The 24,917-nt window shown below is 63.7% G+C and carries 21 protein-coding genes and 1 tRNA gene; 13 read left to right on the top strand and 9 right to left on the bottom strand.

The window, feature by feature from the left end; genetic code table 11:
• The first annotated feature begins 117 nt into the window (after positions 1-117).
• From J2D77_RS15860 to infC, 4 genes are all read left to right on the top strand, one after another.
• Positions 118-960 (top strand): tetratricopeptide repeat protein, encoded by an 843-nt coding sequence (locus J2D77_RS15860; RefSeq protein ID WP_230975881.1) that lies wholly within the window; start codon positions 118-120, stop codon positions 958-960.
• The gene (locus J2D77_RS15855; protein WP_207847422.1) at positions 957-1,922 is read left to right on the top strand and encodes a glycosyltransferase family 9 protein; all 966 of its coding nucleotides are present in this window, start codon (positions 957-959) and stop codon (positions 1,920-1,922) included. The genes J2D77_RS15860 and J2D77_RS15855 overlap by 4 nt, the downstream gene beginning before the upstream one ends.
• 55 nt (positions 1,923-1,977) lie before the next feature.
• Entirely contained in the window at positions 1,978-3,924 is a 1,947-nt protein-coding gene (gene thrS, locus J2D77_RS15850; RefSeq protein ID WP_207847421.1) for a threonine--tRNA ligase, read from the top strand.
• Between the two features lie 159 nt (positions 3,925-4,083).
• The gene (infC, locus tag J2D77_RS15845) at positions 4,084-4,620 is read left to right on the top strand and encodes a translation initiation factor IF-3 (RefSeq protein ID WP_207847462.1); all 537 of its coding nucleotides are present in this window, start codon (positions 4,084-4,086) and stop codon (positions 4,618-4,620) included.
• 126 nt (positions 4,621-4,746) lie between these two features.
• Here the strand turns inward: infC and J2D77_RS15840 are convergent, their stop codons facing one another.
• The 4 genes from J2D77_RS15840 to J2D77_RS15825 all read right to left on the bottom strand — a co-directional run bounded on the left by J2D77_RS15840 (position 4,747) and on the right by J2D77_RS15825 (position 9,844).
• Positions 4,747-5,472 (bottom strand): SIMPL domain-containing protein, encoded by a 726-nt coding sequence (locus tag J2D77_RS15840; RefSeq protein ID WP_407927111.1) that lies wholly within the window; start codon positions 5,470-5,472, stop codon positions 4,747-4,749.
• A gap of 432 nt (positions 5,473-5,904) precedes the next feature.
• Entirely contained in the window at positions 5,905-6,582 is a 678-nt protein-coding gene (locus J2D77_RS15835) for a response regulator transcription factor (protein WP_207847420.1), read from the bottom strand.
• A gap of 83 nt (positions 6,583-6,665) precedes the next feature.
• A complete protein-coding gene (locus tag J2D77_RS15830) occupies positions 6,666-7,793 on the bottom strand; it encodes an AI-2E family transporter (protein WP_207847419.1) in 1,128 nt (375 codons plus the stop codon).
• 158 nt (positions 7,794-7,951) lie between these two features.
• Entirely contained in the window at positions 7,952-9,844 is a 1,893-nt protein-coding gene (locus J2D77_RS15825; protein WP_207847418.1) for an ABC-F family ATP-binding cassette domain-containing protein, read from the bottom strand.
• Positions 9,845-9,979: 135 nt separating this feature from the next.
• Between J2D77_RS15825 and ndk the strand changes: the two genes are divergently transcribed.
• A complete protein-coding gene (gene ndk, locus J2D77_RS15820; protein WP_207847417.1) occupies positions 9,980-10,402 on the top strand; it encodes a nucleoside-diphosphate kinase in 423 nt (140 codons plus the stop codon).
• Between the two features lie 264 nt (positions 10,403-10,666).
• Entirely contained in the window at positions 10,667-12,208 is a 1,542-nt protein-coding gene (gene hpnR / locus J2D77_RS15815) for a hopanoid C-3 methylase HpnR (RefSeq protein WP_207847416.1), read from the top strand.
• A gap of 48 nt (positions 12,209-12,256) precedes the next feature.
• Here hpnR and J2D77_RS15810 read toward each other — a convergent pair whose 3' ends face one another.
• Positions 12,257-12,970 carry a hypothetical protein gene (locus J2D77_RS15810; RefSeq protein ID WP_207847414.1) on the bottom strand — a complete coding sequence of 238 codons (714 nt, stop codon included), beginning with the start codon at positions 12,968-12,970 and terminating at the stop codon, positions 12,257-12,259.
• 154 nt (positions 12,971-13,124) lie between these two features.
• On the opposite strand from J2D77_RS15810, the gene J2D77_RS15805 reads away from it, so the two are divergent.
• Together J2D77_RS15805 and J2D77_RS15800 are read left to right on the top strand one after the other, a co-directional pair.
• On the top strand, positions 13,125-13,337 hold the full coding sequence (locus tag J2D77_RS15805; protein ID WP_207847412.1) for a heavy-metal-associated domain-containing protein: 213 nt from the start codon (positions 13,125-13,127) through the stop codon (positions 13,335-13,337).
• A gap of 265 nt (positions 13,338-13,602) precedes the next feature.
• Positions 13,603-13,893, top strand: coding sequence for a hypothetical protein (locus J2D77_RS15800; RefSeq protein ID WP_207847411.1), 291 nt, complete (start codon positions 13,603-13,605; stop codon positions 13,891-13,893).
• A 79-nt stretch (positions 13,894-13,972) separates the two neighbouring features.
• On the opposite strand, the gene J2D77_RS15795 is transcribed toward J2D77_RS15800, so the two are convergent.
• The gene (locus tag J2D77_RS15795; RefSeq protein ID WP_207847409.1) at positions 13,973-14,536 is read right to left on the bottom strand and encodes an HNH endonuclease; all 564 of its coding nucleotides are present in this window, start codon (positions 14,534-14,536) and stop codon (positions 13,973-13,975) included.
• Between the two features lie 198 nt (positions 14,537-14,734).
• On the opposite strand from J2D77_RS15795, the gene J2D77_RS17385 reads away from it, so the two are divergent.
• The 3 genes from J2D77_RS17385 (at position 14,735) to J2D77_RS15780 (ending at position 18,418) form a co-directional block, all read left to right on the top strand.
• Entirely contained in the window at positions 14,735-15,850 is a 1,116-nt protein-coding gene (locus J2D77_RS17385) for a glutamate--tRNA ligase family protein (RefSeq protein ID WP_230975880.1), read from the top strand.
• 155 nt (positions 15,851-16,005) lie between these two features.
• Positions 16,006-17,208 (top strand): pyridoxal phosphate-dependent aminotransferase, encoded by a 1,203-nt coding sequence (locus J2D77_RS15785; RefSeq protein WP_207847408.1) that lies wholly within the window; start codon positions 16,006-16,008, stop codon positions 17,206-17,208.
• Positions 17,209-17,212: 4 nt separating this feature from the next.
• Positions 17,213-18,418 (top strand): pyridoxal phosphate-dependent aminotransferase, encoded by a 1,206-nt coding sequence (locus J2D77_RS15780; RefSeq protein WP_207847407.1) that lies wholly within the window; start codon positions 17,213-17,215, stop codon positions 18,416-18,418.
• Positions 18,419-18,470: 52 nt separating this feature from the next.
• On the opposite strand, the gene J2D77_RS15775 is transcribed toward J2D77_RS15780, so the two are convergent.
• Positions 18,471-19,514, bottom strand: coding sequence for an ABC transporter substrate-binding protein (locus J2D77_RS15775; RefSeq protein WP_207847406.1), 1,044 nt, complete (start codon positions 19,512-19,514; stop codon positions 18,471-18,473).
• Positions 19,515-19,633: 119 nt separating this feature from the next.
• Between J2D77_RS15775 and J2D77_RS15770 the strand changes: the two genes are divergently transcribed.
• Positions 19,634-19,709 (top strand) — tRNA-Asn (locus J2D77_RS15770).
• Between the two features lie 325 nt (positions 19,710-20,034).
• On the opposite strand, the gene J2D77_RS15765 is transcribed toward J2D77_RS15770, so the two are convergent.
• Positions 20,035-20,388 (bottom strand): RidA family protein, encoded by a 354-nt coding sequence (locus tag J2D77_RS15765; protein WP_207847405.1) that lies wholly within the window; start codon positions 20,386-20,388, stop codon positions 20,035-20,037.
• 44 nt (positions 20,389-20,432) lie between these two features.
• Positions 20,433-21,272 carry a pantoate--beta-alanine ligase gene (gene panC / locus J2D77_RS15760; RefSeq protein WP_207847404.1) on the bottom strand — a complete coding sequence of 280 codons (840 nt, stop codon included), beginning with the start codon at positions 21,270-21,272 and terminating at the stop codon, positions 20,433-20,435.
• A gap of 225 nt (positions 21,273-21,497) precedes the next feature.
• On the opposite strand from panC, the gene dnaE reads away from it, so the two are divergent.
• Positions 21,498-24,917, top strand: a complete 3,420-nt coding sequence (gene dnaE / locus J2D77_RS15755) for a DNA polymerase III subunit alpha (protein WP_207847403.1) — start codon at positions 21,498-21,500, stop codon at positions 24,915-24,917.

Here is a 24,917-nt window from a genome sequence, read left to right as displayed (position 1 = left end):
AACCTATCACGTTTTTGGGCCCTTGCACCACAGGTGCCGGGCCCGGGGCGCTGCGAATGGGGCGGGCCGCCCGACCCAGCTTGACCTACATTGCCTGCTTTCTGCTATGGATGCGGTATGTGCCGCCGCCTGCTCCCCCGTTCAACACTTTCGCTCTCATTGGCCATCAAGGGTATCATGGCCGGGACGGCGCTGTTCGCGCAGGCATCCTCCGCGCTGGCGGTGCCGCGCGGGCATGGGGGGGCGGGTGGCAAGAACCGCAACTGGTCCATGGCTGCATGCATGGCCATGGTGGGCGAAGACCCGTTTGGCGCGCGTGACTACGCGCAGGACTGGCTGGGCGGGGGCGGCGGGCGCGATGCCCGGCACTGCCATGCTTTGGCCCTGCTGAACGTGGGGGAGGAAGACACCGCCGCCCAGGAACTTGACGATCTGGCCCATGCCCCTGCCGACAGCCATGCCGAACTGGCCACCCCCGCCCTGCGTGGCATGCTGGCCGAAGAAGCGGCGCAGGCCTGGCTTTCCGTCGGTCAGGCGGGGCGCGCGCTGGCCAGTGCGGAATACGGCCTGACACTTACCCCGCAGGATGAAACCCTGCTTATCGCCCGGGCCCGCGCCCTGCTGGCGCAAAACCAGGCCGAGAAGGCAGCCGCCGGCCTTCTGGCCCTGCTTGCGCATGCCCCCAATGCCGATCCGCGCGCTTATGTGCTGCTGGCTTCGGCCCAGCGCCAGTTGGGGCAGTTGGACGCCGCGTTGCAATCCGTCAGCCACGCGCTGGAGATCGAGCCGAACAATCCTGCCGCCCTGCTCGAACGCGGCATTATCCGCGAACGCAAGGCCGACCCGGTGGGCGCGCGCAAGGACTGGCAGCAGGTGCTGGACCTGGCCCCCGACAGCCATGAAGGCGACCTGGCCCGCCAGGACCTGGCCGTCATGGCCGCCGATCCGGATTCGCCATGACCGCCGTCCATGCGGCGGAGCAAGGTGCTGGGGCGGTGGATGCTCGGCACCCGGTGCGGCGCATTCTTGTGATCCGCCTGGGGGCCTTGGGGGATTTCGTTCACAGTTTCGGGCCGTTCCAGGCTATCCGGCGGGCCTATCCGCAGGCCCGGATCACCTTGCTGACAACCCGTCCTTTCATGGAACTGGCCCGCCTGTCGCCCTGGTTCGACACGGTGGAGGAAGATACCCGCCCCCGCTGGCTGGACTGGCGCGGCCTGCTGTCCCTGCGCCGCAGGCTGCGCGGCTATGACAGGGTTTTCGACCTGCAGACCTCGGGCCGCACGGCGCGGTATTTCAGGCTGGCGGGGCGGCCCGCGGGCTGGTCTGGGCATGTGGCGGGCGCATCCCTTGCCCATGCCAATCCGTGGCGCAACGATATGCACACCCATGCCCGCCAGCGCGACCAGCTTCGCATGGCCGGACTCGGGCACGTGCCCGAACCCGACATGGACTGGCTGGCGGCGCATGCCAGCGTGACCCTTCCCCAGCCTTATGCCCTGCTTGTTCCGGGGGCCTCCGTCCAGTGGGCTGCCAAGCGCTGGCCCGCCCATTGCTATGGGGAACTGGCCCGTATCCTGCACGCACGCGGTATCCGGCCCGTGATCGTAGGCACCAATGCTGAAAAACCCCTGGCGGCGGAAATCCAGGCCATTTGCCCGCAAGCGCTGGACCTGGTCGGGCGTACCACCCTGCCAGACCTTGCCGGGCTTGCGGCCCATGCCTGGGCGGCGGTGGGCAACGATACGGGCCCACTGCACCTTGCCGCCATGATGGGCTGCCGCTGTCTGGCCCTGTTTTCCCGGCTGGGAGACCCCGCCCTGGCTGCCCCCATGGGGCGCGAGCCGGGGCAGGTCAGGGTGCTGTGGGTGCGCGATTTGGCGCTCCTGCCCGTACAGAGGGTTGCAGCCGCGCTCTGGTAGCGCCATTAAGCAGGTTCGTTTTCTCGTTCCCTCTTTTTGCCCGGAGCCATATCTGATGCCCGCTATCACTTTACCTGACGGTTCTGTTCGCAGTTTTGACGGACCGGTGACAGGTACGACGGTGGCGGAAGCGATCGGCCCCGGTCTTGCCAAGGCGGCCCTGGCCATGGAGGTCGATGGCAGGCTGTGCGACATCCGCCAGAGCATCGACCGTGACGCGGCCCTGCGTTTCATTACCCGCAAGGACCCCGAAGCCCTGGAACTGATCCGCCATGATGCGGCCCATGTGCTGGCCGAAGCGGTGCAGGACCTGTTCCCCGGCACGCAGGTGACGATCGGCCCGTCCATCGAAAACGGCTTCTATTACGATTTCTACCGTGCCGAGCCTTTCACGCCCGAGGATTTCGCGGCCATCGAGGCGAAAATGCGCGAGATCGTGGCCCGTGCCGAACCGTTCGCGCGCGAAGTGTGGCCGCGTGCCGAAGCCATCAGGTTTTTCGAGGACCGTGGCGAATCCTTCAAGGCCGAACTGATCCGTGACCTGCCCGAAAGCGAGGAGATCTCGATCTACCGGCAGGGTCGCTGGCTCGACCTGTGCCGCGGCCCGCATCTGCGCACCACCAAGGACGTGGGCACGGCCTTCAAGCTGATGAAGGTGGCCGGGGCCTACTGGCGGGGCGATCATCGCAACCCCATGCTGACCCGCGTGTATGGCACCGCCTGGCGCGACCAGAAGGAACTGGACGCGCATCTGCACCAGTTGGAGGAAGCCGAAAAGCGCGACCACCGTCGCATCGGGCGTGAAATGGGGCTGTTCCATTTCCAGGAAGAAGCCGTGGGCCAAGTGTTCTGGCACCACAAGGGCTGGCGCATTTACACCGTGTTGCAGGACTACATGCGCCGCATGCAGACCCGCCACGGCTACCAGGAAGTGCGCACCCCCCAGCTTGTGGACCGCGCATTGTGGGAGGCATCGGGTCACTGGGACAAATACCGCCACCACATGTTCATCGCCACGGTGGAGGACGAGGACAAGACCCTTGCCCTCAAGCCCATGAACTGCCCGTGCCACGTGCAGATTTTCCGCCACGGCCTGCGGTCCTACCGTGAACTGCCGCTGCGCATGGCGGAATTCGGGGCCTGCCATCGCTACGAACCGTCGGGTGCTTTGCACGGGCTCATGCGCGTGCGCGGCTTCACGCAGGATGACGCGCATATTTTCTGCACCGAAAACCAGATCGCGGATGAAACCGTGCGCTTCGTGCAGATGCTGCACGATGTCTACAAGGACCTGGGCTTCGAGCATGTGCGGGTGAAATTCGCCGACCGCCCGGAGCAGCGCGCCGGCAGCGAGGAGGTCTGGGACAAGGCCGAAACCGCCCTGAAGGAAGCCTGCGCCGTGGCTGGCGTGGAATACGAGCACAACCCCGGCGAAGGGGCTTTCTACGGCCCCAAGCTGGAATTCGTGCTGCGTGACGCCATCGGGCGGGACTGGCAGTGCGGCACCCTGCAGGTGGACCTGGTGTTGCCCGAACGGCTGGATGCCAGCTACGTGGCCGAGGATTCGGCCAAGCACCGTCCGGTCATGCTGCACCGCGCCATTCTGGGCTCTTTCGAACGCTTCCTGGGGATCCTGATCGAGCAGCATGCCGGACGCTTCCCGCTCTGGCTCGCACCCGTGCAGGTCGTGGTTGCCTCCATCGTCAGCGATGCCGCCCCCTATGCGCAGGAAGTGGCAGAAGCGCTGCGCGCGAAGGGGCTGGTGGCGGAAGCGGACGTGCGCAACGACAAGATCAACGCCAAGGTGCGCGAACATTCCCTTGCCCGCGTGCCGGTCATCCTGGTTGTGGGCCGCCGCGAGGCAGAGGAAAAAACAGTGGCCATGCGCAGGCTGGGCAGCCAGGACCAGACGAACCTGACCCTGGCCGAAGCCGCAACCCTGCTGGCGGCCGAAGCCACCCCGCCCGACCTGCGTGAAGCCCCTTTGCGCGAAAATGTGTAAGCGTGCTGTCGCATTGCAGCACTGTGGCATTGCTGCAATGACTGGGTTTTTCTTTCACGCTGCTTGATAAGCGGCGGAAAATTGCGCACATAATAGCGTTAAGCGGAAGCACCCTTTGGTGCTTCTGTTTGTTTTTGTAATCAGTCACAGGAGCTGACCATAGCCAGATCCCCGTTCCCCGCGCCGCCCAGCCGTGAAGGGCCGCGAGTCAATGAAGAAATCCGTGTGCCACAGGTCCGCCTGATTGATGAAACAGGCGAGATGGCCGGTGTCATGACCGTGCGCGATGCGTTGATGCGTGCTTACAGCGTGGGCCTGGACCTGCTGGAAATCAGCCCCAACGCCGAGCCCCCGGTCGTAAAAATTCTTGATTACGGCAAGTTCAAGTACGAACAGCAGAAAAAGCGCAACGAAGCCAAGAAAAAGCAGAAAGTCATCGAGATCAAGGAAGTCAAGGTTCGTCCGAATATCGACGAGAACGACTACCAGGTCAAAATGCGTGCGGTCAAAAACTTCATTGGCGAAGGTGACAAGGTCAAGGTCACGCTGCGCTTCCGTGGGCGTGAAATGGCCCACCAGGAACTCGGGATCAAGGTTCTGGAGCGGATTCGGACAGAAATGGACGAACAGGCCAAGGTCGAACAGATGCCGCGTCTTGAAAACCGGCAGATGATCATGGTGCTCGCACCCCGCTGATATCGGGCCTTTCGGGCTTTACCTGCCGGGTCAAGCCCGGCAGGTCTGGCTTGGGCGGCACCCGTCTTGTCTGCGGGCGTCATGCAACCGCTTTCCGGCCCAAGGCTGGAAAGCGGTTTTTTTTGTTTACGGCGCAAGCAGGACCGTGGCGGTAGCGCCAGCCCGGACGGTCTGGGTTTCAGCCGTGCTGGATGGCGGCGTCGCGGGTCCATCCGCCGCACGGGCCGCCATGAACATGACAGGCATCGGCCGGGGAGAATTTTCTTCCGATACGCTGACATGCTCGAAGCGGAGCACATGCAGCCCCAGCGAGGCAGCCATTGCCTCGGCCTGTTTTTTCAGATCCGCAATGGCGTTCTTTTCGGCCTGCAAGAACAATGTCTGCCGCTGGGCGGGGGATAGCGACCAGTCGAGCTGTTCCAGAATAAGCCCGTTCCCCTGCAACTGCCCCGCAAGTGGGAGCAGGGTCTTGCCGTTTGCCGCCGTCAACGTAAAGACCTGCCGCGCGGTCCACAGCGTGGTGTTCTTGTCGGGCCGCGTTTCGGAAACCCCGTAAACCAGCACCGCACTGCTCACCCCTTCGGCCTTGCTGGCCTGTTCCGTCGCCTGGTGGATCTGGGCGTTCACAGCCTGCTGGGCGGTGGCCACGTTCTTGTCCTGCGCCTGGGCGCGGAATGTCGCGGTCAGGCGGTCAGGGGGTGCTTCAACGCTTCCCTGCGCGCTGATCTCCAGCTTGGTGGTCGCGGGGGCGGTCTGTGCGTGCGCAAGCCCCGCATGGGCTCCCGCCAGCAACATGGGGGCCATAAGCGTGAAAGTGAAAAAGCGTTTTGAAAGAGGGCGGGTCTGAAACATCAGTTCATTATTCCTTATTGCAGACGATCGGCGCATTCGCGGGCGTGCAGATCTTCTCACACCCCATACCGCCCGCATGATCGACAAATGCCGCTCCGCAGGCGGGTGGGCTCAGCCAGGGGAAATGGCACGCTCGGCACTATGTCCTGCTCACCTGTTCCACCACACAGTCCCGCGCCACGGCCAACCGTATTGCCGGTTGGTGCACCGATAGTCTTTCACCCCCAGCCCGGCTGAGGGACATGACATGCGCAGATCCAACGCCTGACACAACGGCCTGTCGCATGTCCTTGACACTAAAGCGGAATTTTGACGTTTTTTTGACGCGCCCCGCCCTGCCGGGGTTTCAGCGGCCCCGCCTGGGGCCGGCGCCTTTGCATCTCAAGGGCCGGGCAAAGCAGGGGGAGGCTGCTTGGGGTAAGGGGCGCTGCGTCACTCCTGGAGGATATACCCCGCATTGCGCACGGTATGGACCAGGGGCCGGTCGAAGGATTTGTCGATTTTCTGCCGCAGGCGCGAAATATGCACGTCGATCACATTGGTCTGCGGGTCGAAATGGTAATCCCAGACCCCTTCAAGCAGCATGGTGCGGGTAACCACCTGCCCCGTATGGCGCATGAGAAATTCCAGCAGCCGGAATTCGCGCGGTTGCAGGTCGATCTTGCGGCCCGCCCGCAGCACGCTGCGCGACAGCAGGTCTATTTCCAGGTCGCTTACCGCAAGGCGGGTCTGGGGCTGGGCTTCGTTGCGGTTGCGACGGACCAGTGCTTCCAGCCGGGCTTGCAGTTCCACGAAGGAGAACGGCTTGGTGACGTAGTCGTCCGCCCCCGCTTTCAGCCCGGCCACCTTGTCCTCCACATCCGTCAGGGCTGAAAGCAGCAGGATGGGAGTGTTGTGGCCGCTATTGCGCAGGGTCGCCAGGATATGCAGCCCGTCCACCCCGCCGGGCAGCAGGCGGTCCAGAACGATGACATCGAATTTTTCGGTGGTGGCCAAGGCCAGGCCCTGTTTGCCGTCGGGCGCCTGTTCGACCAGATGACCGGCCTCGGTCAGGCCTTTTGCTATGAAATTCCGAACGGTTTGGTCATCTTCAACCAGAAGAACACGCATACATCGTCCTCTAGAACTCCCTTAGTGTTACGAAAACCTTACGGTATCCCTACTTTGTTGTCACGACCTCTATGTCGGCCGGATCATAGCCGGTCCGTTTCGGACAAAGGCCGGGTCAGCCCGTCCAGAATGGCCAGCAGTACGGCCGTAAGCGGGGACGCCAGAATAAGCCCCGGAAAGCCCAGAATGGCGCCGAACAGGGTCTGGGACAGCACGGTCAGGGCAGGGGGCATCTGCACGGCGTGGCGCTGGATGAACGGGGCCAGCACATTCCCTTCAAGGAACTGGATGACGCCGTAAAGGGCCGCTACCATGATGGTCTCGCGCGTGCCCAGGGACAGGGCCAGCAGCAGGGCGGGCACGGCCCCCATGATCGCGCCGATATAAGGCACGAAGTTGCAAAGCCCCGCCAGCACGCCCAATGCCAGGGCCAGCGGCACGCCGATAAACCACAGCCCGATCCCCGAAAGCGTGCCCACTACCAGCATGTCCAGCGCCTGTCCCGCGACCCAGGCCCATAGCGTCCGGCCCGCACGCAGCAGCAGGCCGCGCACCTTGGGGCGGTTATCCTGCGGGACCAGGCGCAAAAGCCCGTTCGCATAGCTGGCCGGAGACATGGCGAAATACAGCCCCGCGATCAGCACCACCACGATCGTGCCGATCGCCCCGAAGGCCGAGCCCAGTATGCCGGTCATGGACCCGGCAATGCGTGAGCCAAGCGAGGCCAGGCTGTTATCACCCCCCGTCTGCTGTCCGCCCAGGGATGCAGGCAGGTATTTCAGGATAACCTGCCCCATGGGTGAATTCTGCAAACTGCCCCGCAAGGCGGTTTCCTGCTGGCGCAGGGCCTCTTGCAGGCGCACGGCCTCGTTGGCGATGGCGGGGCCGCTGTTCCAGGCCAGAAGGGCTGCAATGCCAAGAATGGTCACCACCACAATCGACAGCGCCCAGCCATGGGGCAGGCCAAGATGGCGCACCAGAATGCGCGCCAGCCCATGCAGCACCACCGCGCAGAGTACGGAGGCAAAAATGACCATCAGCACGTCGCCCAGCAGCCAGACGAGCATGCCAATGGCAAGCGCGCCCAGTGTCAGGCGTAAAATGCGCAGGAAATGGGCCTGTATCGCTGTTTCGCTGTCCGGACTGGCGGAGGATTTGCCAGGGGGCGTAGATGGGCTGGGGGAGGAAGCGGCACGAGTGTCGGAAGCCATGCGGGAAAATTCTTTCACAAACAGACATGCTGTATAACGGCTGCACGCCGTGCCCGGTAGCGTGCGGGGCCAGATAATCTTTATATCGGAACAATCTTTTACAGAGTCTTATCCCCCGCCTTTGCGGCGGGGAAAGAGAATTCCCGGCCCGCCTGCGTTCAGCCTTCGCCCTCGCGCGCTTCTTCCATTTCGGTTTCGGCGGCCAGCCAGCGTTCTTCCACCTCCGCCTGTTCGCGGCTGATCGCGGCCAGCCGCGTGTTCAACCGCGTGACCTCGGCCGCCTTGCCCTGTTCATACAGCTTGGGGTCTGCCAGCGCGGCCTCCAGTTTCCGGCGTTCGTCTGCCAGCCTGGCCATCTGGGCTTCGGCATCCTTGACGATCTTGCGCAACGGGGCCAGCGCCTTGCGGGCCTCGGCCCGTTCACGCCGGTCATCCTTGCGGCTGAGCGGGCTGGTAGCATCGGTTTTGGGGCGGTTGGCCGCACGGTTATGTTCGATCAGCCAGCTTCTGTATTCCACCATGTCACCCTCGAAGGGGGTGACCTTGCCATCGCCCACCAGCCACAGCCTGTCCGCCACCAGTTCCACCAGGTGCGGGTCGTGGCTGATCAGCACCACGGCTCCTTCGAAATCGGCCAAAGCACGAATAAGGGCGTCACGCGCGTCCAGGTCCAGGTGGTTGGTCGGTTCGTCCAGCAGCAGCAGTTGCGGGGCATCGCGCGTGGCCAGGGCCAGCAGCAGGCGGGCCTTTTCCCCGCCCGAGAGGTCGCGCACCGGCGTTTCCGCCCGATCGGCGTCCAGCCCGAAGCGGGCAAGCTGGGCGCGCACCACCGGGGGCGTTGCGCGGGGCAGGGCGCGGGCCATGTGGTCGATCGGGGTTTCGGCCAGCCGCAGTTCCTCCGCCTGGTGCTGGGCGAAATAGCCGACTTTCAGCCTGGGGTTGTGTTCCACCGTGCCGGTCATGGGGGCCAGCCGCCCGGCCAGCAGTTTGACCAGGGTGGATTTGCCGTTGCCGTTGGCCCCCAGCAGCGCGATGCGGTCTTCCATGTCCAGCCGCAGGGACAGGTTGGCCAGCACGGTGCGCCCGTCATACCCCACGCTGGCCTGGTTCATGCTCAGGATCGGCGGGGGCAGCGGATCGGGCTGGGGAAAGGCGAACTGGGTCGCCGCATCTTCCACCACCGCTTCGATAACGGGCAGTTTTTCCAGCGCCTTCAGCCGTGCCTGGGCCTGGCGGGCCTTGGTGGCCTTGGCGCGGAAGCGGTCCACGAAGGATTGCATATGGGCCCGCTGTGTTGCGATCTTTTCGGCATGCCGCGCCTGCTGGAGAGCCTGCTCCGTGCGGATACGCACAAAATTCTCGTACCCGCCCGGGGTCAGGCTCAGCTTGCCGCGATCCAGATGGGCGATGGCGTCCACGCAGGAATCCAGCAGCCCGCGATCATGGCTGACGATCAGCGCTGCTCCTGCGAATCGGCGCAGCCAGTCTTCCAGCCAGAGTGTGGCTTCAAGGTCGAGATGGTTGGTCGGCTCATCCAGCAGCAGCAGGTCGGGTTCGAGGAACAGCGCCGTGGCCAGCGAGACACGCATGCGCCACCCGCCCGAAAAATCCGACACCGGGCGGGCCTGCGCCTCGGCACTGAAACCCAGCCCCGCCAGCACGGAACCCGCGCGGGCGGGCGCGCTGTCGGCCTGGATGGCGCGCAGGCGTTCGTGAATTTCGCCAATGCGCTGCGGGTCCGTTGCGTGTTCGGCCTCCGCCAGCAGGGATGTGCGTTCCGTATCGCCCGCCAGCACGGTTTGCAGCAGGGACGCGCCATCGGCCGGGGCTTCCTGCTTCACGCGGGCCATGCGCGCGCGCGACGACAGGCGGATTTCGCCCCCATCGGGTGCGATATCGCCCGCAATGGCGGCCAGCAGCGTGGATTTACCCGCCCCGTTGCGGCCCACAAGCCCGATCTTGCGGCCCGGCTCCACCGACAGGCTGGCATGGTCCAGTAAAAGGCGGCCTGCCATGCGCAGGGTCAGGTCTGAGATGACAAGTAGGCTCAACGCAACTCTCGTTTCTGATGGAATCGTGCATTACATGCAGCCAAGTACCTACCAGCCCGCGCCGATATGCTCTAGATGGGGCGTGATCCTCCGCCGTTCCAAGGCGGGCAGACCAGTCAATAAAAGGAGCCCCCCGTGGCAAAAGAACGTACACTGTCCATTATCAAGCCCGACGCGACCCGCCGCAACCTGACCGGCAAGATCAACGCCGTGTTCGAAGATGCCGGGCTGAGCATTGTCGCGCAGAAGCGCATGCAGCTGACCCCCGCGCAGGCCGGTGCGTTCTACGCCGTGCACAAGGAACGCCCGTTCTATAACGACCTGGTGTCCTTCATGATCTCCGGCCCCGTTGTCGTGCAGGTTCTCGAAGGTGAAAACGCGGTTGCCAAGAACCGTGACGTCATGGGTGCGACCGACCCCAAGAAGGCCGAAGCCCACACCATTCGTGCGCAGTTTGCCGAAAGCATCGAAGCGAATTCGGTTCACGGTTCCGACAGCGCTGAAAACGCGGCGAACGAAATCAGCTTCTTTTTCGCCGAAACCGAAATTCTGCCGTAAGTCACACCGTTCCCTCAAGGTGCGGTTCGGGCGTCCCTGCCATGCAGGTGACGCCCTTTTTTTATGCGCGGCGGCATTTGCGGCTGTTTTCCCCCGCTGCGGGCGCGGGGTGGCGGGGGCATGCATGGGTGGTGCCGCCTGACCGGGCAGGACAAAGCTGGCGAATTCTTAATATAATTGTCGCAAATAAGGACTATAATGCGCACGGTATCCGACACGACCCGAACCTGTCCGGCCCGTCTGCGCAGGTAGAAAGGCAATGTCATGAAAGTTCTGGCGGTTCACCCAAGTGCCCTGATGTACACCAAGGTGTTCCTGCGGCTGGAGCCCCTGGGCCTGGAACTGGTGGCAGGGGCTGCGCGGCAGGCGGGGCACGATGTGCGGATGATCGATCTGCAGGTCGAAACGCATGACGACTACTGGAGCATGCTGGAGGATTTCCAGCCCGACGTGGTCTGCTATGGCGGCAACTACCTGGCCAACGTGCCCGAAATCCTTGATCTGTGCCGGGCCACGCATTACCGCATGCCTACCATCCGCCAGGTTGTGGGCGGGCATTCCGTCTCCTTCATTGCCAGGGACGTGCTGGAACTGGCCGAAGGCACGATTACCTGCATCCTCAAGGGGGAGGGCGATGCCTCGATCGGCCTTCTGCTCGACACCATGCAGGCGGGCGGTGACATTCTGGAAGTGCCCGGCGTGGTGACGCTGGCGGGCGAAGGCCCATCCCCCATCTTTGTGGAATCGCTCGATACCGTGCGGCCCGCGCGCGACCTGCTGCGCCACCGCAACAAGTATTTCATCGGCACGCTCGACCCCGCCGCCTCCATCGAATTCGCACGCGGCTGCCCGTGGGACTGCACCTTCTGTTCCGCCTGGACATTCTATGGCCGGTCCTACCGTACAGCCAGCCCGCAGGTGATCGCGGACGAACTGGAAGAAATCACCGAGCCGGGGATCTTCATCGTCGATGACGTGGCCTTCGTGCATGAAGAACACGGCATGGCCATTGCCAACGAGATCAAGAAGCGCGGGATCAAGAAGGAATACTACCTTGAAACCCGGGCCGATGTGCTGCTGCGCAACAAGGAGGTGTTCAAGGTCTGGAGCGAGATCGGCCTGTCCTACATCTTTATCGGCATGGAAGCGGTGGATGAGGAAGGGCTCAAGCAGTTCCGCAAGCGTGTCTCGGCCGACAAGAATTTCGAAGCACTGGATTACGCGCGCTCGCTGGGGCTGATCGTGGCCATCAACATCATTGCCGACCCGTCCTGGGACCGCGAGCGGTTCGAGACCATCCGCAAATGGTGCCTGGAAATTCCCGAAATCGTCAATCTGTCGGTCACCACCCCCTATCCGGGCACGGAAATCTGGCACAAGGAAGCGCGCCGCCTGACCACGCGCGATTATCGCCTGTTCGATATCCAGCACGCCGTACTGCCCACCAAGCTGCCCCTGCCCGAATTTTACGAGGAACTGGTGAAAACCCAGCAGGTGCTAAACACCAAGCATATGGGCTGGCAGGCGCTCAAGGATACGGCGGGTATCGCCGCCCGGCTGCTGCGCAACGGCCAGACCAATTTCGTCAAGATGCTGTGGAAGTTCAATTCGGTGTTCAACCCCGACCTGCAACTGGCCGACCACCAGCGTCCCGCCCGCTATCTCATGCCCATGCAGCCCGATGTCGTGGCCTCGATCGACCGCAAGGATCTGTATGTCCACGGCCCGGGCGGGCGGCGGTCCCGTGCGCTGGATGACGATACGGAACAGTTTGTCGATAAAACCCGCATGGGGGCGGAGGTCTGAGACACCCTGGGCCCTGAGTTGCCGCTGGTAATCCGGCGGCTATGCCCTTTACCGCATAGCGCAGGCCGGTAGCACCGGGGGTGCGAAGCGCATGGTCTCGGGCGTGTAGGTTTCCACCACCACGCTGAAAGGAACGCCGCCCCCCGTGCGCAGCACCGCCACATGGCGGAACAGATAGGGCGGCAGGTCCAGCGCTTGGCCCGTTTCCGGTGGGAACGCCCCATGTTGCCAGCCATCGGGCAGGGGCGACCACAGGCCCTCGCGCAGCAGCAACTGCCGCGAAAACGCCAGCGGCCGCACGATATGGCCAAAGGGAATATCGGTCGTATCGAGCTGGTGGCGCATGACCTCGCTCAGCAGATCGGGCCGGTACCAGTTTTCCGCCTGGGAAAAGACACGCCCGTCCGCCGCAAGCCTTATGGTGCGGTGGCGCAGGGTGCTGGCAGGGGAATAGCCCTGATGCCCATCCCCCGGGTCCGGTTGCATTTGGGCCGGTGGGTTTGCGTTTGATCCGTCCAGTCCCAGTGCTGCCAGATAGGGGGCGGGGCAGGGGCGCGGCGGGGTTTCGTACCGTTCGGCCCGCAGGGGCAGGGAGGCGCGCAATCCGTTGTCGAGCAGCCATTGCTCGATTGTCAGGGTCGCGCTGTTGCTGCTCAGCAGCCTGTTTTCGAACTGGTTGATCAGGGCGGTCAGCATCAGCCTGTGCAGGGGCGTATCCTGCCAGGTGCTGACGGGGCTGGGTGGCGTGCAAACTGGGCTCATGGCGTGCTTATATCACGCGCCACTTCTATGCGGGGCAGGTATTTCAGGGTTTCGTAAGGGAACACGGATGCGCTATGAAAGACTGAAAAGCCCGGTCCAAGCGGGTACGGAACGATAATCCGCTGGTTTATTCCATACAAAGGAGGCACACGTAATGGCCTTGACTACGGCAAGCTTTATGGTTGACGGCATGACATGCGACGGGTGTGTATCCGCCGTGAAACGCGCCCTTGCCGCGATCGACGGTGTTGAAAACACGGACGTGAATCTGGCGGTCAACGAGGTCAAGGTCACATACGATCCTGCCCGGGCGGGCATTTCCTCCCTTCGCAACGCCATCCGTGGTGCGGGCTACGAAGTCGGCTGAACAGGCGCGTGCCGCAGCAAGGGCGGCTGGTCCATGCGGGCTGCATGCCGGGAGGGCATGCGGCGTGCGTGCTAATACGTGCTGCCATGCGTTACGCGGAACGGGGGCGTGTTACAGGCTCCCTAGTCGGCGCAGGCCGGACGTGGCACGATAAATCGCTGCCATGACAACCGTGGCGCTGCGCGGATCGGCTTCAGGTCCGGCGGCGGCGGCGGCTGGCGGCATGGCAAGAGCTAAAAACAAGGTACGCGGGTCGGTGACGCATATGATCAAAAGATTGGGCCTGGGGCTGCTGGCAGTCGGCGGCGTGGCACTTGGCGGCTGTTCGTCCGAAATCGGGCGAATCCCGACCCAGAGCGATGTTTCCTGCCTGCGCAAGCAAATGGCGGGGCCGATGTTTCTCAGCTTTCCGCTGGCCGCGAATACCTGCGCGCGCATGACCAATAACGGCTTTGTCCTGACCGAAAAGAACGCCAGGCCCATTCCGCTGAACCTGAAGGGCGCGCCCGACCTCCAGCAAATGGCGGATGAACACGGCTACAGCTACACGCGCTAAAGCCGAAGCTTCACACTCCCCGTAACGGCGCTTGGGGCTCGTGCTTTACGTGCGAGCCAAGCCGTGCCCCCCCGATGGATCAGCTTTCCAGTTCGGTGTCCCAGTACAGGTAGTCGCACCAGCTTTTATGCAGGTGGTTGGGCGGGAAGGCCCGCCCGTTTTCCTGCAATTCCCATGATGTGGGGCGGCCCGGCGGGCGGCGCGGGATCATGCCGATCTGCTTGGGCATATGTGGGCCCTTGCGCAGGTTGCAGCACCCGCACGCGGTCACGACGTTTTCCCAGCTTGTGCGCCCGCCTTTGCAACGGGGAATGACATGGTCGAAGGTCAGTTCCTGCGTGGGGTGGCGTTCTCCGCAATACTGGCAGGAAAAATTGTCGCGCAGGAAGACGTTGAAGCGCGTAAAGGCGGGCTTGCGGGCCGCGGGAATAAAATCCTTCAGCGCGATCACGCTGGGCAGGCGGAATGTCTGCCGGGGGGAATGAACTTCCACGTCATATTCGTCCAGCACGCTTACGCGGTCCAGGCAGACCGCCTTGATCGCATCCTGCCAGGACCATAGAGAGAGCGGGAAATAGGATAGCGGCCGGAAATCGGCATTGAGGACCAGAGCCGGGAAATTCAGTATACTGCCATCCGCCAAGGCGTGCCTCCTCATCGGTCACGAGAACGCCGCTTTCCGGGGTCATGAAACTCACAGCCGACCGCCGGGGAAGTGCGTCGTCGAGATAAGTACCGCCCGGAGTATTGCAGACACGCAAGAAGGTGGCAAGAAACAGGAAAGAATTAATATAAATACCATAATGTACTCGCGTGCCGCGGCACAGGTGATCGTATAGTCATGAAGTTTCCATTACATTCCAACATCTTGCACGCCCCGGCATGGCGCACGCGGTTTGCCCCCAGCCCGACGGGGCTTTTGCATCTGGGCCATGTCGCCTCCGCCTTTCATGGCTGGGCGTATTCCCGGCCCGATGGCGCGTGGCTGCTCCGGCTTGAAGACATAGACCCCCAGCGTTGCAAGCCGGAATTCGCCCGTGCGGCACTGGATGACCTGGCCTGGCTGGGCCTGGTGCCCGACGGCCTGGTGCTGCGCCAGTCCGAGAACATGCCCGCCTACAAGCGCACGCTGGCCCGGTTGGCCGGGCTTGGGGTGCTGTATCCGTGCTTTTGCACCCGTGCGGATATCGCGCGCGAGAGTGCTGCCATGTTCTCGGCCCCGCATACCGCCCCCGATGGCGGGCTGCTGTATTCCGGTCGGTGCCGCCATTTGTCCGACGCGGAGCGGGAACGGCGTATGGCGCAGGGCCAGCCTTACGTGCTGCGGCTGGACATGGCGCGAGCACTCGAACACGTGCGTCACGGTCACGGTCACGGTCACGGTCACGGTCACGGTCACGGTCACGGTCACGGTCACGGTCACGGTCACGGTCACGGTCACGGTCACGGTCACGGTCACGGTCACGGTCACGGTCACGGTCACGGTCAGATGGGGGATTGCGGGCCGGATCGGGGCGCGAATCATGGCGCTGGGCAAGGAAAAGGCGCGGCCTGGCCGCTCACCTATCGCGATCTTGATCGCGGTGTGGTGGCCTGCCGGCCCGAACTGTTCGGCGATGTCGTTCTGGCCCGGCGCGACGTGCCGGTTTCCTACCATCTGTGCGTCACCCATGATGACGCCGCCCAGACCGTTACCCTGGTCACGCGCGGGGAGGACCTGCGGCCCGCAACCGACCTGCACCGCCTGTTGCAGGCCCTTATGCGCTGGCCCACCCCTGCCTATGCGTTCCACCCCCTCCTGTGTGACGAAAGCGGGCGCCGCCTGTCCAAGCGTGATGGTGCGCTTTCGGTCCGGGCCATGCGGGAGGCCGGGCTGACACCGGCCCAGATCCTCCGCCGTGCAGGGGTGGGCGACATGCCTGATATGCTACAAAGCACTTGTCGGCGATCGGGCTAAAAAAAGGGCGAGGAAGCAAAAAACACAGGTTTCGCCCGACATGGAACACGATTAGTGTGTGCCCCGGAACGGCGAGCCGCTTTGGTCTTGTTGGCGGGGTCGTGCCCCGCTGCCGTGGCAAGCCTGATGGAACCGTGTCGGAAAGATAAGAAACCATGAGCATTGTTGCTGACCGCCTGAACAGGATCAGCCCGAGCCAGACCATTGTAATTTCCACCCGTGCGCGCGCACTCAAGGCCGAGGGGCGGGATATCGTCAGCCTTTCGGCGGGGGAACCCGACTTTCCCACGCCGCGCAATATCGCCGACGCCGCCATAAAGGCGATCGAGGCCGGGCAGACACGCTATACCGATGTCGCGGGCACGCCCGAGCTGCGCCGTGCCGTGGCCGAACGGTTCCGCCTGGATAGCGGGCTGGACTACAAGCCCGAGGAAATCATTGTCTCCACGGGCGGCAAGCAGGTCATCTACAATGCGATGATGGCCAGTCTGAACCCGGGGGATGAGGCCATCATTCCCGCCCCGTGCTGGGTGTCCTACCCCGATATCGTCACCCTGGCCGAAGGCGTGCCGGTTATCGTGCCCTGCCTGCGCGAAAACGGTTTTCGTATCACGGCCGAGCAGCTTGAAGCCGCCATTACGCCGCGCACCAAATGGTTCTTCCTGAACTCGCCGTGCAACCCCACCGGGGTCGCCTATTCGGCCGAGGACCTGCGCCCGCTTTGCGACGTGCTGCTGCGCCACCCGCATGTCTGGATCTTTACCGACGATATCTATGCCAAGCTGGCCTATGACGGTTTCCGCCCCGCAACCTTTGTGGAGGTCGAACCCAGGCTGCGCGAGCGCACCCTGACCATGAACGGCGTGTCCAAGGCCTATGCCATGACCGGCTGGCGCATCGGGTTTTCCGGCGCACCCGTGGAACTGACAAAAGCCATGAACAAGTTGCAGGGCCAGTCCACCTCCAACCCGTGCTCCATAGCGCAGGCGGCGGCGGTGGAGGCATTGACCGGCCCGCAGGATTTCATCCAGACCATGGTGGCCACCTACCAGGACCGGCGCGACCTTGTGGTTTCCATGATCAACCAGGCCCGTGGCCTGCAATGCGCCACCCCGCAGGGTGCGTTCTATGTCTTCCCCAATATCGAGGCCTGCCTGGGCAAGACATCGCCTGGCGGAAAAACCCTGGCCACGGACGAGGATTTCGTAACCGCCCTGCTGGAGGAGGAAGGTGTGGCCGCCGTCCATGGTTCCGCCTTCATGTATCCGGGGTATATGCGGATTTCCTACGCCACGGATACGGACAGCCTGCGCGACGCCTGCGCGCGTATCCAGCGTTTCTGTGCGGGGATCGTGTAAGAGAATGTCACGCGTTTTCGCAAAATGCCTGCAAGGCCTGCCGGCCCCCGCCACCATTGAAATGGCCACCCGCGCGCGGGCCCTGCGTGCGGATGGCAAGCCCGTGATCTCCCTGGCCCTGGGGGAGCCCGACTTCGCGACCCCGCCCGCGGTGGTGGAGGCCGCCCACAAGGCCGCCCTTGACGGGCAGACCAAATACCCGCCGATCGATGGCACGCCAGCGCTCAAATCCGCCATTGCCCGCAAGTTCGCGCGCGATAACGCACTGGATTACGCGCCGTCGGAAATCATGGTGTCCAACGGCGGCAAGCAGGTCATTTTCAACGCCTTCATGGCCACGCTGAACCCGGGGGATGAGGTTGTCGTACCCGCCCCCTACTGGGTCAGCTACCCGCTGATCGCGCGCATGTTCGGGGCAAAGCCGGTCTATGTGCCCTGCCGGGAGGAAGACGGTTTTCGTCTCAAGGCGGAGGCACTGGCCGCGGTCCTGACCCCTGCAACACGCTGGGTGGTGCTGAACTTTCCCTCCAACCCCACGGGGGCGGTCTGCACGCCAGAGGACATGCAGGCCATAGCTGAGGTGCTGCGCGCCTATCCGGATGTGTGGATTCTGTCAGATGAAATCTACGAACATCTGGTTTTCGACGGGGCGCAGGCGGCTTCCATCGCTGCAATCGCGCCCGACCTGAAAGCCCGTACCATTACGCTGAACGGCGTGTCCAAGGCCTATGCCATGACCGGCTGGCGCGTGGGCTTTGCCGGTGGCCCGGCGGACCTGATCGCGGCCATGCGCACGGTGCAGGGGAACGCCACTTCGGGCGTGTGCTCCATAGCCCAGGCAGCGGCAGCGGCGGCACTGGATGGCCCGCCCGACCTGGTGCATGAAATGGTCGCGGTCTACAGCCGCAGGCGGCGCAGCGTGGTCGAGGCCCTGCGCGCCATTCCCGGCCTGACCTGCGCCATGCCCGAAGGGGCGTTCTACGCCTATCCGGGTGTGGCGGCCTGCCTGGGGCGCAGAACGGCGGGGGGGAGCGTGCTGGATACGGACCATGACTTCGCCATGGCCCTGCTGGAAGAGGAATTCGTGGCAACGGTTCCGGGCAGCGCCTTTGGCTATTCCCCGTATCTGCGCCTGTCCTGCGCCACGTCCGATGCCGACCTTGCGGATGCCTGCGCGCGCATTGCCCGTTTTGTCGGCGGGTTGAGGTAGCCGGTCCTACCCACCCGGCATCGCGCATGCCGGGTGGGTGTGGCCCCAAGGCTTATTCGCGCAGCACGTTGCGGGTGTAGCTCTGGGCCAGCAGGGTGGTGTTCTCGGCATCGGGCAGAAGCCCGACAAGCTGGAGTTCGTCGCAGTACTGGGCGATCTGGTCGCGCAGGCTCTGGCCCAGGACCGGGTGAATGGCTGGCGCGTTATGCAGCATGGCCCGTGCGCTGGCGGGGGAGAGTTCGGGCATGCTGCCCGCGATCAGGGTTGCTGCGTCGTCTCGGTGGGTATTGGCCCAGCGTGCCGCAGTATTCAGCGCCAGCACCAGCGATGTCGCGGCGTCCGGGTCGGCCTGCAGGGCGCTGTCGGCCACCCCCAGCACCAGGCTGGTGCGTTCGGCGTAATGCCCGGTATTGCTGCTGGCCAGTTCCACGAACAGGTCGGGTGCGGTCTGCAAAAGCAGCCAGGCATACGGGTCATGCGCCACCACCGCGTCGATCCGCTGCGCACGGGCACTGTCTGCTATTTCGGTAAAGGGCAGGTCCACCCAGTTGATGCGGGTCAGCGCATCCAGCCCCTTGCGGCGCATCATGATCGCGAAGAACAATTTGTCGGCCGCGTTCATGTCGGGCATGGCGACATTGCGGTCCATCAACTGGTCCAGCCGGGTAATGCCGCTGCTGCGGCGCACCAGCAGGCGGAAATAACCGGGCTGCACCCCCATGACCAGATGGGCGGCAAGCCCCGCATGCAGGTAGGGCAGCCAGGTCAGCGCCGGGGCCACGGCATAATCGAATTCGCGGTGTTGCAGCGCTTCAAGCGTATCGTGCCCGTCATTGGTCGCGGGGGCGATGTCGATATCGAGATTGTAGTGGTCGAAAAAGCCTTTCTGGGCCGCCGCCACATAAACGGGGCAGTGTTCGGCCGCGGCCCAACCCACCACCAGCTTGCGGTACACCCCGTCAGGGGGCTTGTGCGCAGGGTGGCGTTCGTGCCGGCTATGTTCGAACAGCACGGTTGTGGCGGTTCCTCCCACGGCAAGCAATGCCGCTGAGAGGAGGGCGCGGCGGGGAACTGAAGATGGGCCACGGGTGGTCATGGTCCCTGCTTACTACGACTTGGACTGAAGTGTCGTCTCGTTAAGGCCTGAAAAAGAAAAAAAATCCCAAAAGGGGGCTTTACGCGTTCAGTGTGGCTCGCTATACGGTGCCTCGCTGATCCCGAATAGCTCAGTTGGTAGAGCAAGCGACTGTTAATCGCTGGGTCGTAGGTTCGAGTCCTACTTCGGGAGCCAGCCTTTCTTCCTTGAAAATCAAGCAGATTTCCACGCACGGTCATACTTCATGGCCGGTCGTGCGACAGGCTTCGTGCGTGGCGTAGTGCCCTGTATCCACGGGTTCATTGATCCCCCACGGTGTTACGGGCGCTTGCCCATCCATCGCTTTCAAAGCCTGCCTGCAAGCCCCGGGGCGTGCCCCCCTGCGGTTTCGGCCCTGCCTTGTGCGGTGTCTGCGCCAGCCTGCTTGGCTTGGGCCCAGCCCCGCCGGACCATGCCCGGGTTCCGCCCTGTAGCGGATCGGCCCCGGCATGGCGTGGCGGAGTCTGGCGCGGCTTTGGCGTTATTTGGCCAACGCGGCAATACCGGTCAGTTCCACGCGCCAGGCGGGGTTGGCCAGGCGGGCCTCCACCGTTGCACGGGCGGGCTTGTTCGCGCGGTCCAGCCACGCATCCCACGCCCGGTTCATGCCTGCCATATCGTTCATGTCGGCGAGGAAAATCTGTACCGAAATCATGCGGCTTTTATCGGTGCCGGCCTGGGCCAGCAGGGCATCGACCTGGCGCAGGATATCTTCCATCTGGCCCTGCGCATCCAAGCTCGGGTCATCCGCGACCTGGCCTGCCAGGTGAATCAGCCCGTTATAGATGACAGCGCCGCTCAGGCGTTCCTCGGGTTCAAGGCGGGTGATGCTCATAGTCCAATCCTTTCGTTTTTTGAAAAAAAGAAGGCCCGATCTTTTCAGGTGACGGGCATGTTGTCGATCAGGCGGATGCCATCCAGGCTTGCTGCGACAAACAGGCGCGTGCCCGGGCCCGCCTGTGTTGCGGGAAGAAGCGTGTCTTCATGCCGCAGTTCAAGGTAATGCACGTCAAAGCCGGCCTGGCGTAACGTAGTGCGGCATTGTTCAAGGCTTGCCGCCACGGTCTGGCCCGCTTTCATGGCGGCAAGGCAGGTCTTCAGCGTTGCGGGCAGTATTGCGGCCTGCTGGCGCGCGGCCGGGCTCAGCCGCCGGTTGCGCGACGACAGGGCCAGCCCGTCCGCATCGCGCACGGTGGGCACCGGCAGGATGGTGACAGGCAGGTTCAGGTCCGCCACCAGCCGGTGGATAATGCCCAACTGCTGGTAGTCCTTTTCGCCAAAGGCTGCGATATCCGCACCGGTCTGGAGCAGAAGCTTGGTCACGACCGTTGCCACGCCATCGAAATGCCCCGGCCGGTCCGCGCCGCACAGCACCTTGTCCAGCCCCTGCACAAGCACACGGGTGGAAAAGCCGGGGGGGTACATTTCGCCCTCGCCCGGGGCGTAGAGCACATCTACCCTGCCGGTCTGTTCCAGCAGGGCGGCATCTGCCTCCAGCCCGCGCGGGTAGAGGCTGAAATCCTCGGCATTGTTGAACTGGATCGGGTTGACGAAAACGCTCACGATCCTGCGGGTGGCCTTGCCGTCAAGGGCGCGGACAAGGGCCAGATGCCCGTCATGGAGCGAGCCCATGGTGGGCACCACGCCAATTGTATCCCCCCCCGCGTGCCAGCGCGTGACAAGCTCGCGCAGTTCGGTCCTGGTTCTGACGATATGCATGAAAGGCCTTGAAAAAGCGAAAGACGAAAGTGCCGGCACCCCTTGGCGCCAGCACGGCATGCCAGCGGTTTAGCGCCGATCGGCCCCGGATTCCAGCAAGACAGGGCAGGGGTGCGGCACCATAGGGGGCCGAGGTCCTTACGCAGTGGCGGCTTGGTGGGGCTGGGGGCGTGTTTTGCTCATGCGGTCGTGAAGAAACGGGCAGGCTGTGCTATGGTGCATGCCATGTCCCATGCCGATTTCGTTCACCTGCGTGTTCACTCCGCCTATTCCCTCAGCCAGGGGGCGATCCGCGTTGCGGATATCGCCTCCCTTGCGAGCGAGATGCGTATGCCCGCCGTGGCCATTACGGATTCGGGCAATCTGTTCGGGGCGCTGGAATTCTCGCAATATTGCGCCAAAAGCGGTATCCAGCCGATCATCGGCTGCCAGATCGGCCTGCCCGCCCGCAACGACAAGCCCGGTGCGCCAGCCGAACCCGTGGCCCTGCTGGCCCAGAACGAGACCGGGCTCGCCAACCTGCAATTCCTGTCCTCGGCCGGGTTCCAGACTTCCGACCCGGCGGACCCGTTCGTCAGCCTCGACCTGCTATGCGAACGCTCCGAAGGGCTGATACTGCTCAGCGGTGGCACGCGTGGCCCGCTGTTCCAGATGCTGGCCGACGGCCAGAAGGACGAGGCCGAACGCTGGCTGGCCCGGCTGCACGAAGCCTATGGCGACAGGCTGGTGGTGGAACTGCACCGCCATGGCCTGGCGGTGGAAAAGGCGGTGGAACCCGGCGTGCTGGCCCTGGCCGACAGGTTCGGCCTGCCTTTGGTTGCGACAAATGAATGTTTTTTCCCCAAGCCCGACATGTACGAGGCCCATGATGCGCTGATCTGCATCGCCCAGGGCCGCACCATGGCCGAAAAGGACCGGTTTCGCGTCACCCCCGAACACTGGTTCAAGCCGCCCGAAATGATGCGGGCCCTGTTTGCCGACCTGCCCGAAGCCTGCGACAACACGCTTGAAATTGCCCGGCGCTGCGCCATCAAGGTGGAAACGCGCAAGCCCCTGCTGCCGGTCTGCCCCAAGGTGCGCGAAGGGGCGACGGAGGATGAAACCCTGCGTGCCATGGCGCGCGAAGGGCTGGAACGGCGCTTTGCCGCCATGAAGGCGGATGACGCCACACAGGCGCGCTACCGCGAACGCCTTGCCTTCGAGCTTGATATCATCGCCAGGATGGGTTTTCCGGGCTATTTCATGATCGTGGCCGACTTCATCCAATGGGCCAAGGCGCATGACATTCCCGTGGGGCCTGGCCGTGGGTCAGGGGCAGGATCGCTGGCGGCCTGGGCGCTGACCATTACCGATATCGACCCCCTGCCGTTCAACCTGCTGTTCGAACGGTTTCTGAACCCCGAACGCGTGTCCATGCCGGATTTTGATATCGATTTCTGCCAGGACCGGCGGGACGAGGTCATAGCCTATGTCCGGCGCGAATATGGCGCGGATCGCGTGGCCCAGATCATCACCTTCGGTAAGTTGCAGGCCCGTGCCGCTGTGCGTGACGTGGGGCGTGTGCTTGGCCTGCCTTACGGCATGGTCAACCGCGTGGCCGAGCTTATTCCCAACAACCCCGCCAAGCCCGTAACACTGAAGGAGGCAATCGCGGGGGAACCCAAGTTGCAGGAAATGCGCGATGGTGATGAAGCCATGCGCAGGCTCATGGAAATTGCCCAGCAGTTGGAAGGGCTGTACCGCCACGCCAGCACCCACGCCGCCGGTGTGGTGATCGGGGACCGCCCGCTGGTGGATCTTGTGCCGCTCTACCGCGATCCGAAAAGTGACACGCTGGTCACGCAGTACAACATGAAGTTTGTCGAACAGGCCGGTCTGGTCAAGTTCGACTTCCTGGGCCTGACGACACTGACGATCCTGCGGCGCGGGGTCGATTTCATCAGCCGGATGGGCGAGAAAGTCGATCTGAGCAGTATTCCGCTGAACGATCCCGCGACCTATGACATGCTCAGCCGGGGCGATACGGCGGGCGTCTTCCAGTTCGAAGGTGCGGGCATGCGCGACGTGCTCAAGCAGATGCGCCCCACCCGGCTGGAAGACCTGATTGCCGCGGTGGCCCTGTACCGCCCCGGCCCCATGGCGAATATTCCCGATTACTGCCGCCGCAAGCACGGGGAGGCATGGGAACCCCCGCACGAGGAAATACGCGATATCCTGGAAGAGACCTATGGCATCATGGTCTATCAGGAACAGGTGATGCAGATCGCCCAGAAAATGGCGGGCTACAGCCTGGGGGCCGCCGACCTGCTGCGGCGCGCCATGGGCAAGAAGATCCGCTCGGAAATGGACCATCAGCGCGCCATCTTTACCGATGGGGCGATGGGGCGCGGCATTCCCAAGGACAAGGCTGTCGAGGTGTTCGACCTGATGGCCAAATTCGCCGATTATGGCTTCAACAAATCGCATGCGGCAGCCTATGCGCTGGTGTCCTACCAGACCGCGTGGATGAAGGCGAACCACCCCGTGGCCTTCCTGGCCGCGTGCATGTCGCTCGCGCGGGAAAAAACGGAAAAGCTGGCCGCCCTGCGGCAGGAAGCCGAACGCATGGGCATTGCGGTCCTGCCCCCCGACATCAACCGGTCCGAGGCCGATTTCTCGGTCGAGCGGCAGGAGGACGGCACCTACGCCATTCGCTACGCGCTGGCCGCGATCAAGAAAGTGGGTTTCAGCGCCATGGAGGCGCTGGTGGCCGCACGCGGTGGAAAACCCTTTACCGACCCGGTAGATTTCGCAACCCGCATCGATCCGCGCCAGATCAACCGCATGCAGATGGAAAACCTGGCCAAGGCGGGGGCGTTCGAATGTATCGAACCCAATCGCGCGCGTCTGTTCAACTCGGCCGATGTCATCCTGCGCCGCGCACATGCCCAGGCGCAGGAGGCGGCATCGGGCCAGATCGGGCTGTTCGGCGGCGGGGGGGAGAAGGAGCCCCTTCGGCTGGATACCGGGCCCGACTGGCCGGAATTCGAACGCCTGGCCATGGAGGCCGAAGCCGTGGGCTTTCACATGACGGCCCACCCGCTCGATTCCTACGCCATGGTGCTGCGCAAGCTGGGGGTGACGCGGTCATCGCAACTGCCTGTGGTGGCGGAGGCGGGGGTCAGCCGCGTGAAGATCGCAGGCTGTGTGGTCGATCGCAAGGAACGGCCCACGCGCACAGGCAATAAAATGGCCTGGGTGCGCCTGTCCGATGCGTCTGGCGGGTGCGAGGTTACGGTCTTTTCCGAAGTGCTTGGCCGTGTGCGCGAATGCCTGGTGGCGGGGGCGGCCGTGCTGGTGACAGCCGAACTCAAGCTCGAAGGCGAAGCCCTGCGCATTACGGCTTCCGACATTGTGGAACTGGAACAGGCCGCAGCCCAGAGGCAGAGCGAACTGCGCATCTGGCTGGAGCGTGAAGACGCGCTGCCGCATTTGCAAACCGCCTTGCAGGACCAGAAAGGTGGGGCAGGGCGCATTGTGCTGCTTCCGGGTGTGACCGATAGCTGCGATGTCGAAATTCGCCTGCGCGGGGGCTACCGGGTAACCCCTTTGCTGGGGCAGAAGCTGCGTACGCTGCCCGGTATTTCAAGGGTGGAGCAGGTCTGA

The sequence above is a fragment of the Acetobacter garciniae genome (assembly GCF_017377735.1).
In the GTDB taxonomy this organism is placed as follows: Bacteria; Pseudomonadota; Alphaproteobacteria; order Acetobacterales; family Acetobacteraceae; genus Acetobacter; species Acetobacter garciniae.
The sequence above is the reverse complement of the archived record's forward strand: the minus strand, read 5'-3'. Positions and strand labels throughout refer to the sequence as shown.

What these genes read in the sequence shown, in the direction of transcription:
- dnaE (WP_207847403.1), top strand. Translation starts at nt 21,498, where the DNA reads ATGTCCCATGCCGATTTCGTTCACCTGCGTGTTCACTCCGCCTATTCC.
- J2D77_RS15810 (WP_207847414.1), bottom strand. Translation starts at nt 12,970, where the DNA reads ATGAGCCCAGTTTGCACGCCACCCAGCCCCGTCAGCACCTGGCAGGAT.
- J2D77_RS15765 (WP_207847405.1), bottom strand. Translation starts at nt 20,388, where the DNA reads ATGAGCATCACCCGCCTTGAACCCGAGGAACGCCTGAGCGGCGCTGTC.
- thrS (WP_207847421.1), top strand. Translation starts at nt 1,978, where the DNA reads ATGCCCGCTATCACTTTACCTGACGGTTCTGTTCGCAGTTTTGACGGA.
- J2D77_RS15860 (WP_230975881.1), top strand. Translation starts at nt 118, where the DNA reads ATGTGCCGCCGCCTGCTCCCCCGTTCAACACTTTCGCTCTCATTGGCC.
- J2D77_RS15785 (WP_207847408.1), top strand. Translation starts at nt 16,006, where the DNA reads ATGAGCATTGTTGCTGACCGCCTGAACAGGATCAGCCCGAGCCAGACC.
- J2D77_RS15780 (WP_207847407.1), top strand. Translation starts at nt 17,213, where the DNA reads ATGTCACGCGTTTTCGCAAAATGCCTGCAAGGCCTGCCGGCCCCCGCC.
- J2D77_RS15855 (WP_207847422.1), top strand. Translation starts at nt 957, where the DNA reads ATGACCGCCGTCCATGCGGCGGAGCAAGGTGCTGGGGCGGTGGATGCT.
- J2D77_RS15775 (WP_207847406.1), bottom strand. Translation starts at nt 19,514, where the DNA reads ATGACCACCCGTGGCCCATCTTCAGTTCCCCGCCGCGCCCTCCTCTCA.
- J2D77_RS15805 (WP_207847412.1), top strand. Translation starts at nt 13,125, where the DNA reads ATGGCCTTGACTACGGCAAGCTTTATGGTTGACGGCATGACATGCGAC.
- J2D77_RS15800 (WP_207847411.1), top strand. Translation starts at nt 13,603, where the DNA reads ATGATCAAAAGATTGGGCCTGGGGCTGCTGGCAGTCGGCGGCGTGGCA.
- J2D77_RS15840 (WP_407927111.1), bottom strand. Translation starts at nt 5,472, where the DNA reads ATGTTTCAGACCCGCCCTCTTTCAAAACGCTTTTTCACTTTCACGCTT.
- J2D77_RS15835 (WP_207847420.1), bottom strand. Translation starts at nt 6,582, where the DNA reads ATGCGTGTTCTTCTGGTTGAAGATGACCAAACCGTTCGGAATTTCATA.
- panC (WP_207847404.1), bottom strand. Translation starts at nt 21,272, where the DNA reads ATGCATATCGTCAGAACCAGGACCGAACTGCGCGAGCTTGTCACGCGC.
- hpnR (WP_207847416.1), top strand. Translation starts at nt 10,667, where the DNA reads ATGAAAGTTCTGGCGGTTCACCCAAGTGCCCTGATGTACACCAAGGTG.
- J2D77_RS17385 (WP_230975880.1), top strand. Translation starts at nt 14,735, where the DNA reads ATGAAGTTTCCATTACATTCCAACATCTTGCACGCCCCGGCATGGCGC.
- J2D77_RS15830 (WP_207847419.1), bottom strand. Translation starts at nt 7,793, where the DNA reads ATGGCTTCCGACACTCGTGCCGCTTCCTCCCCCAGCCCATCTACGCCC.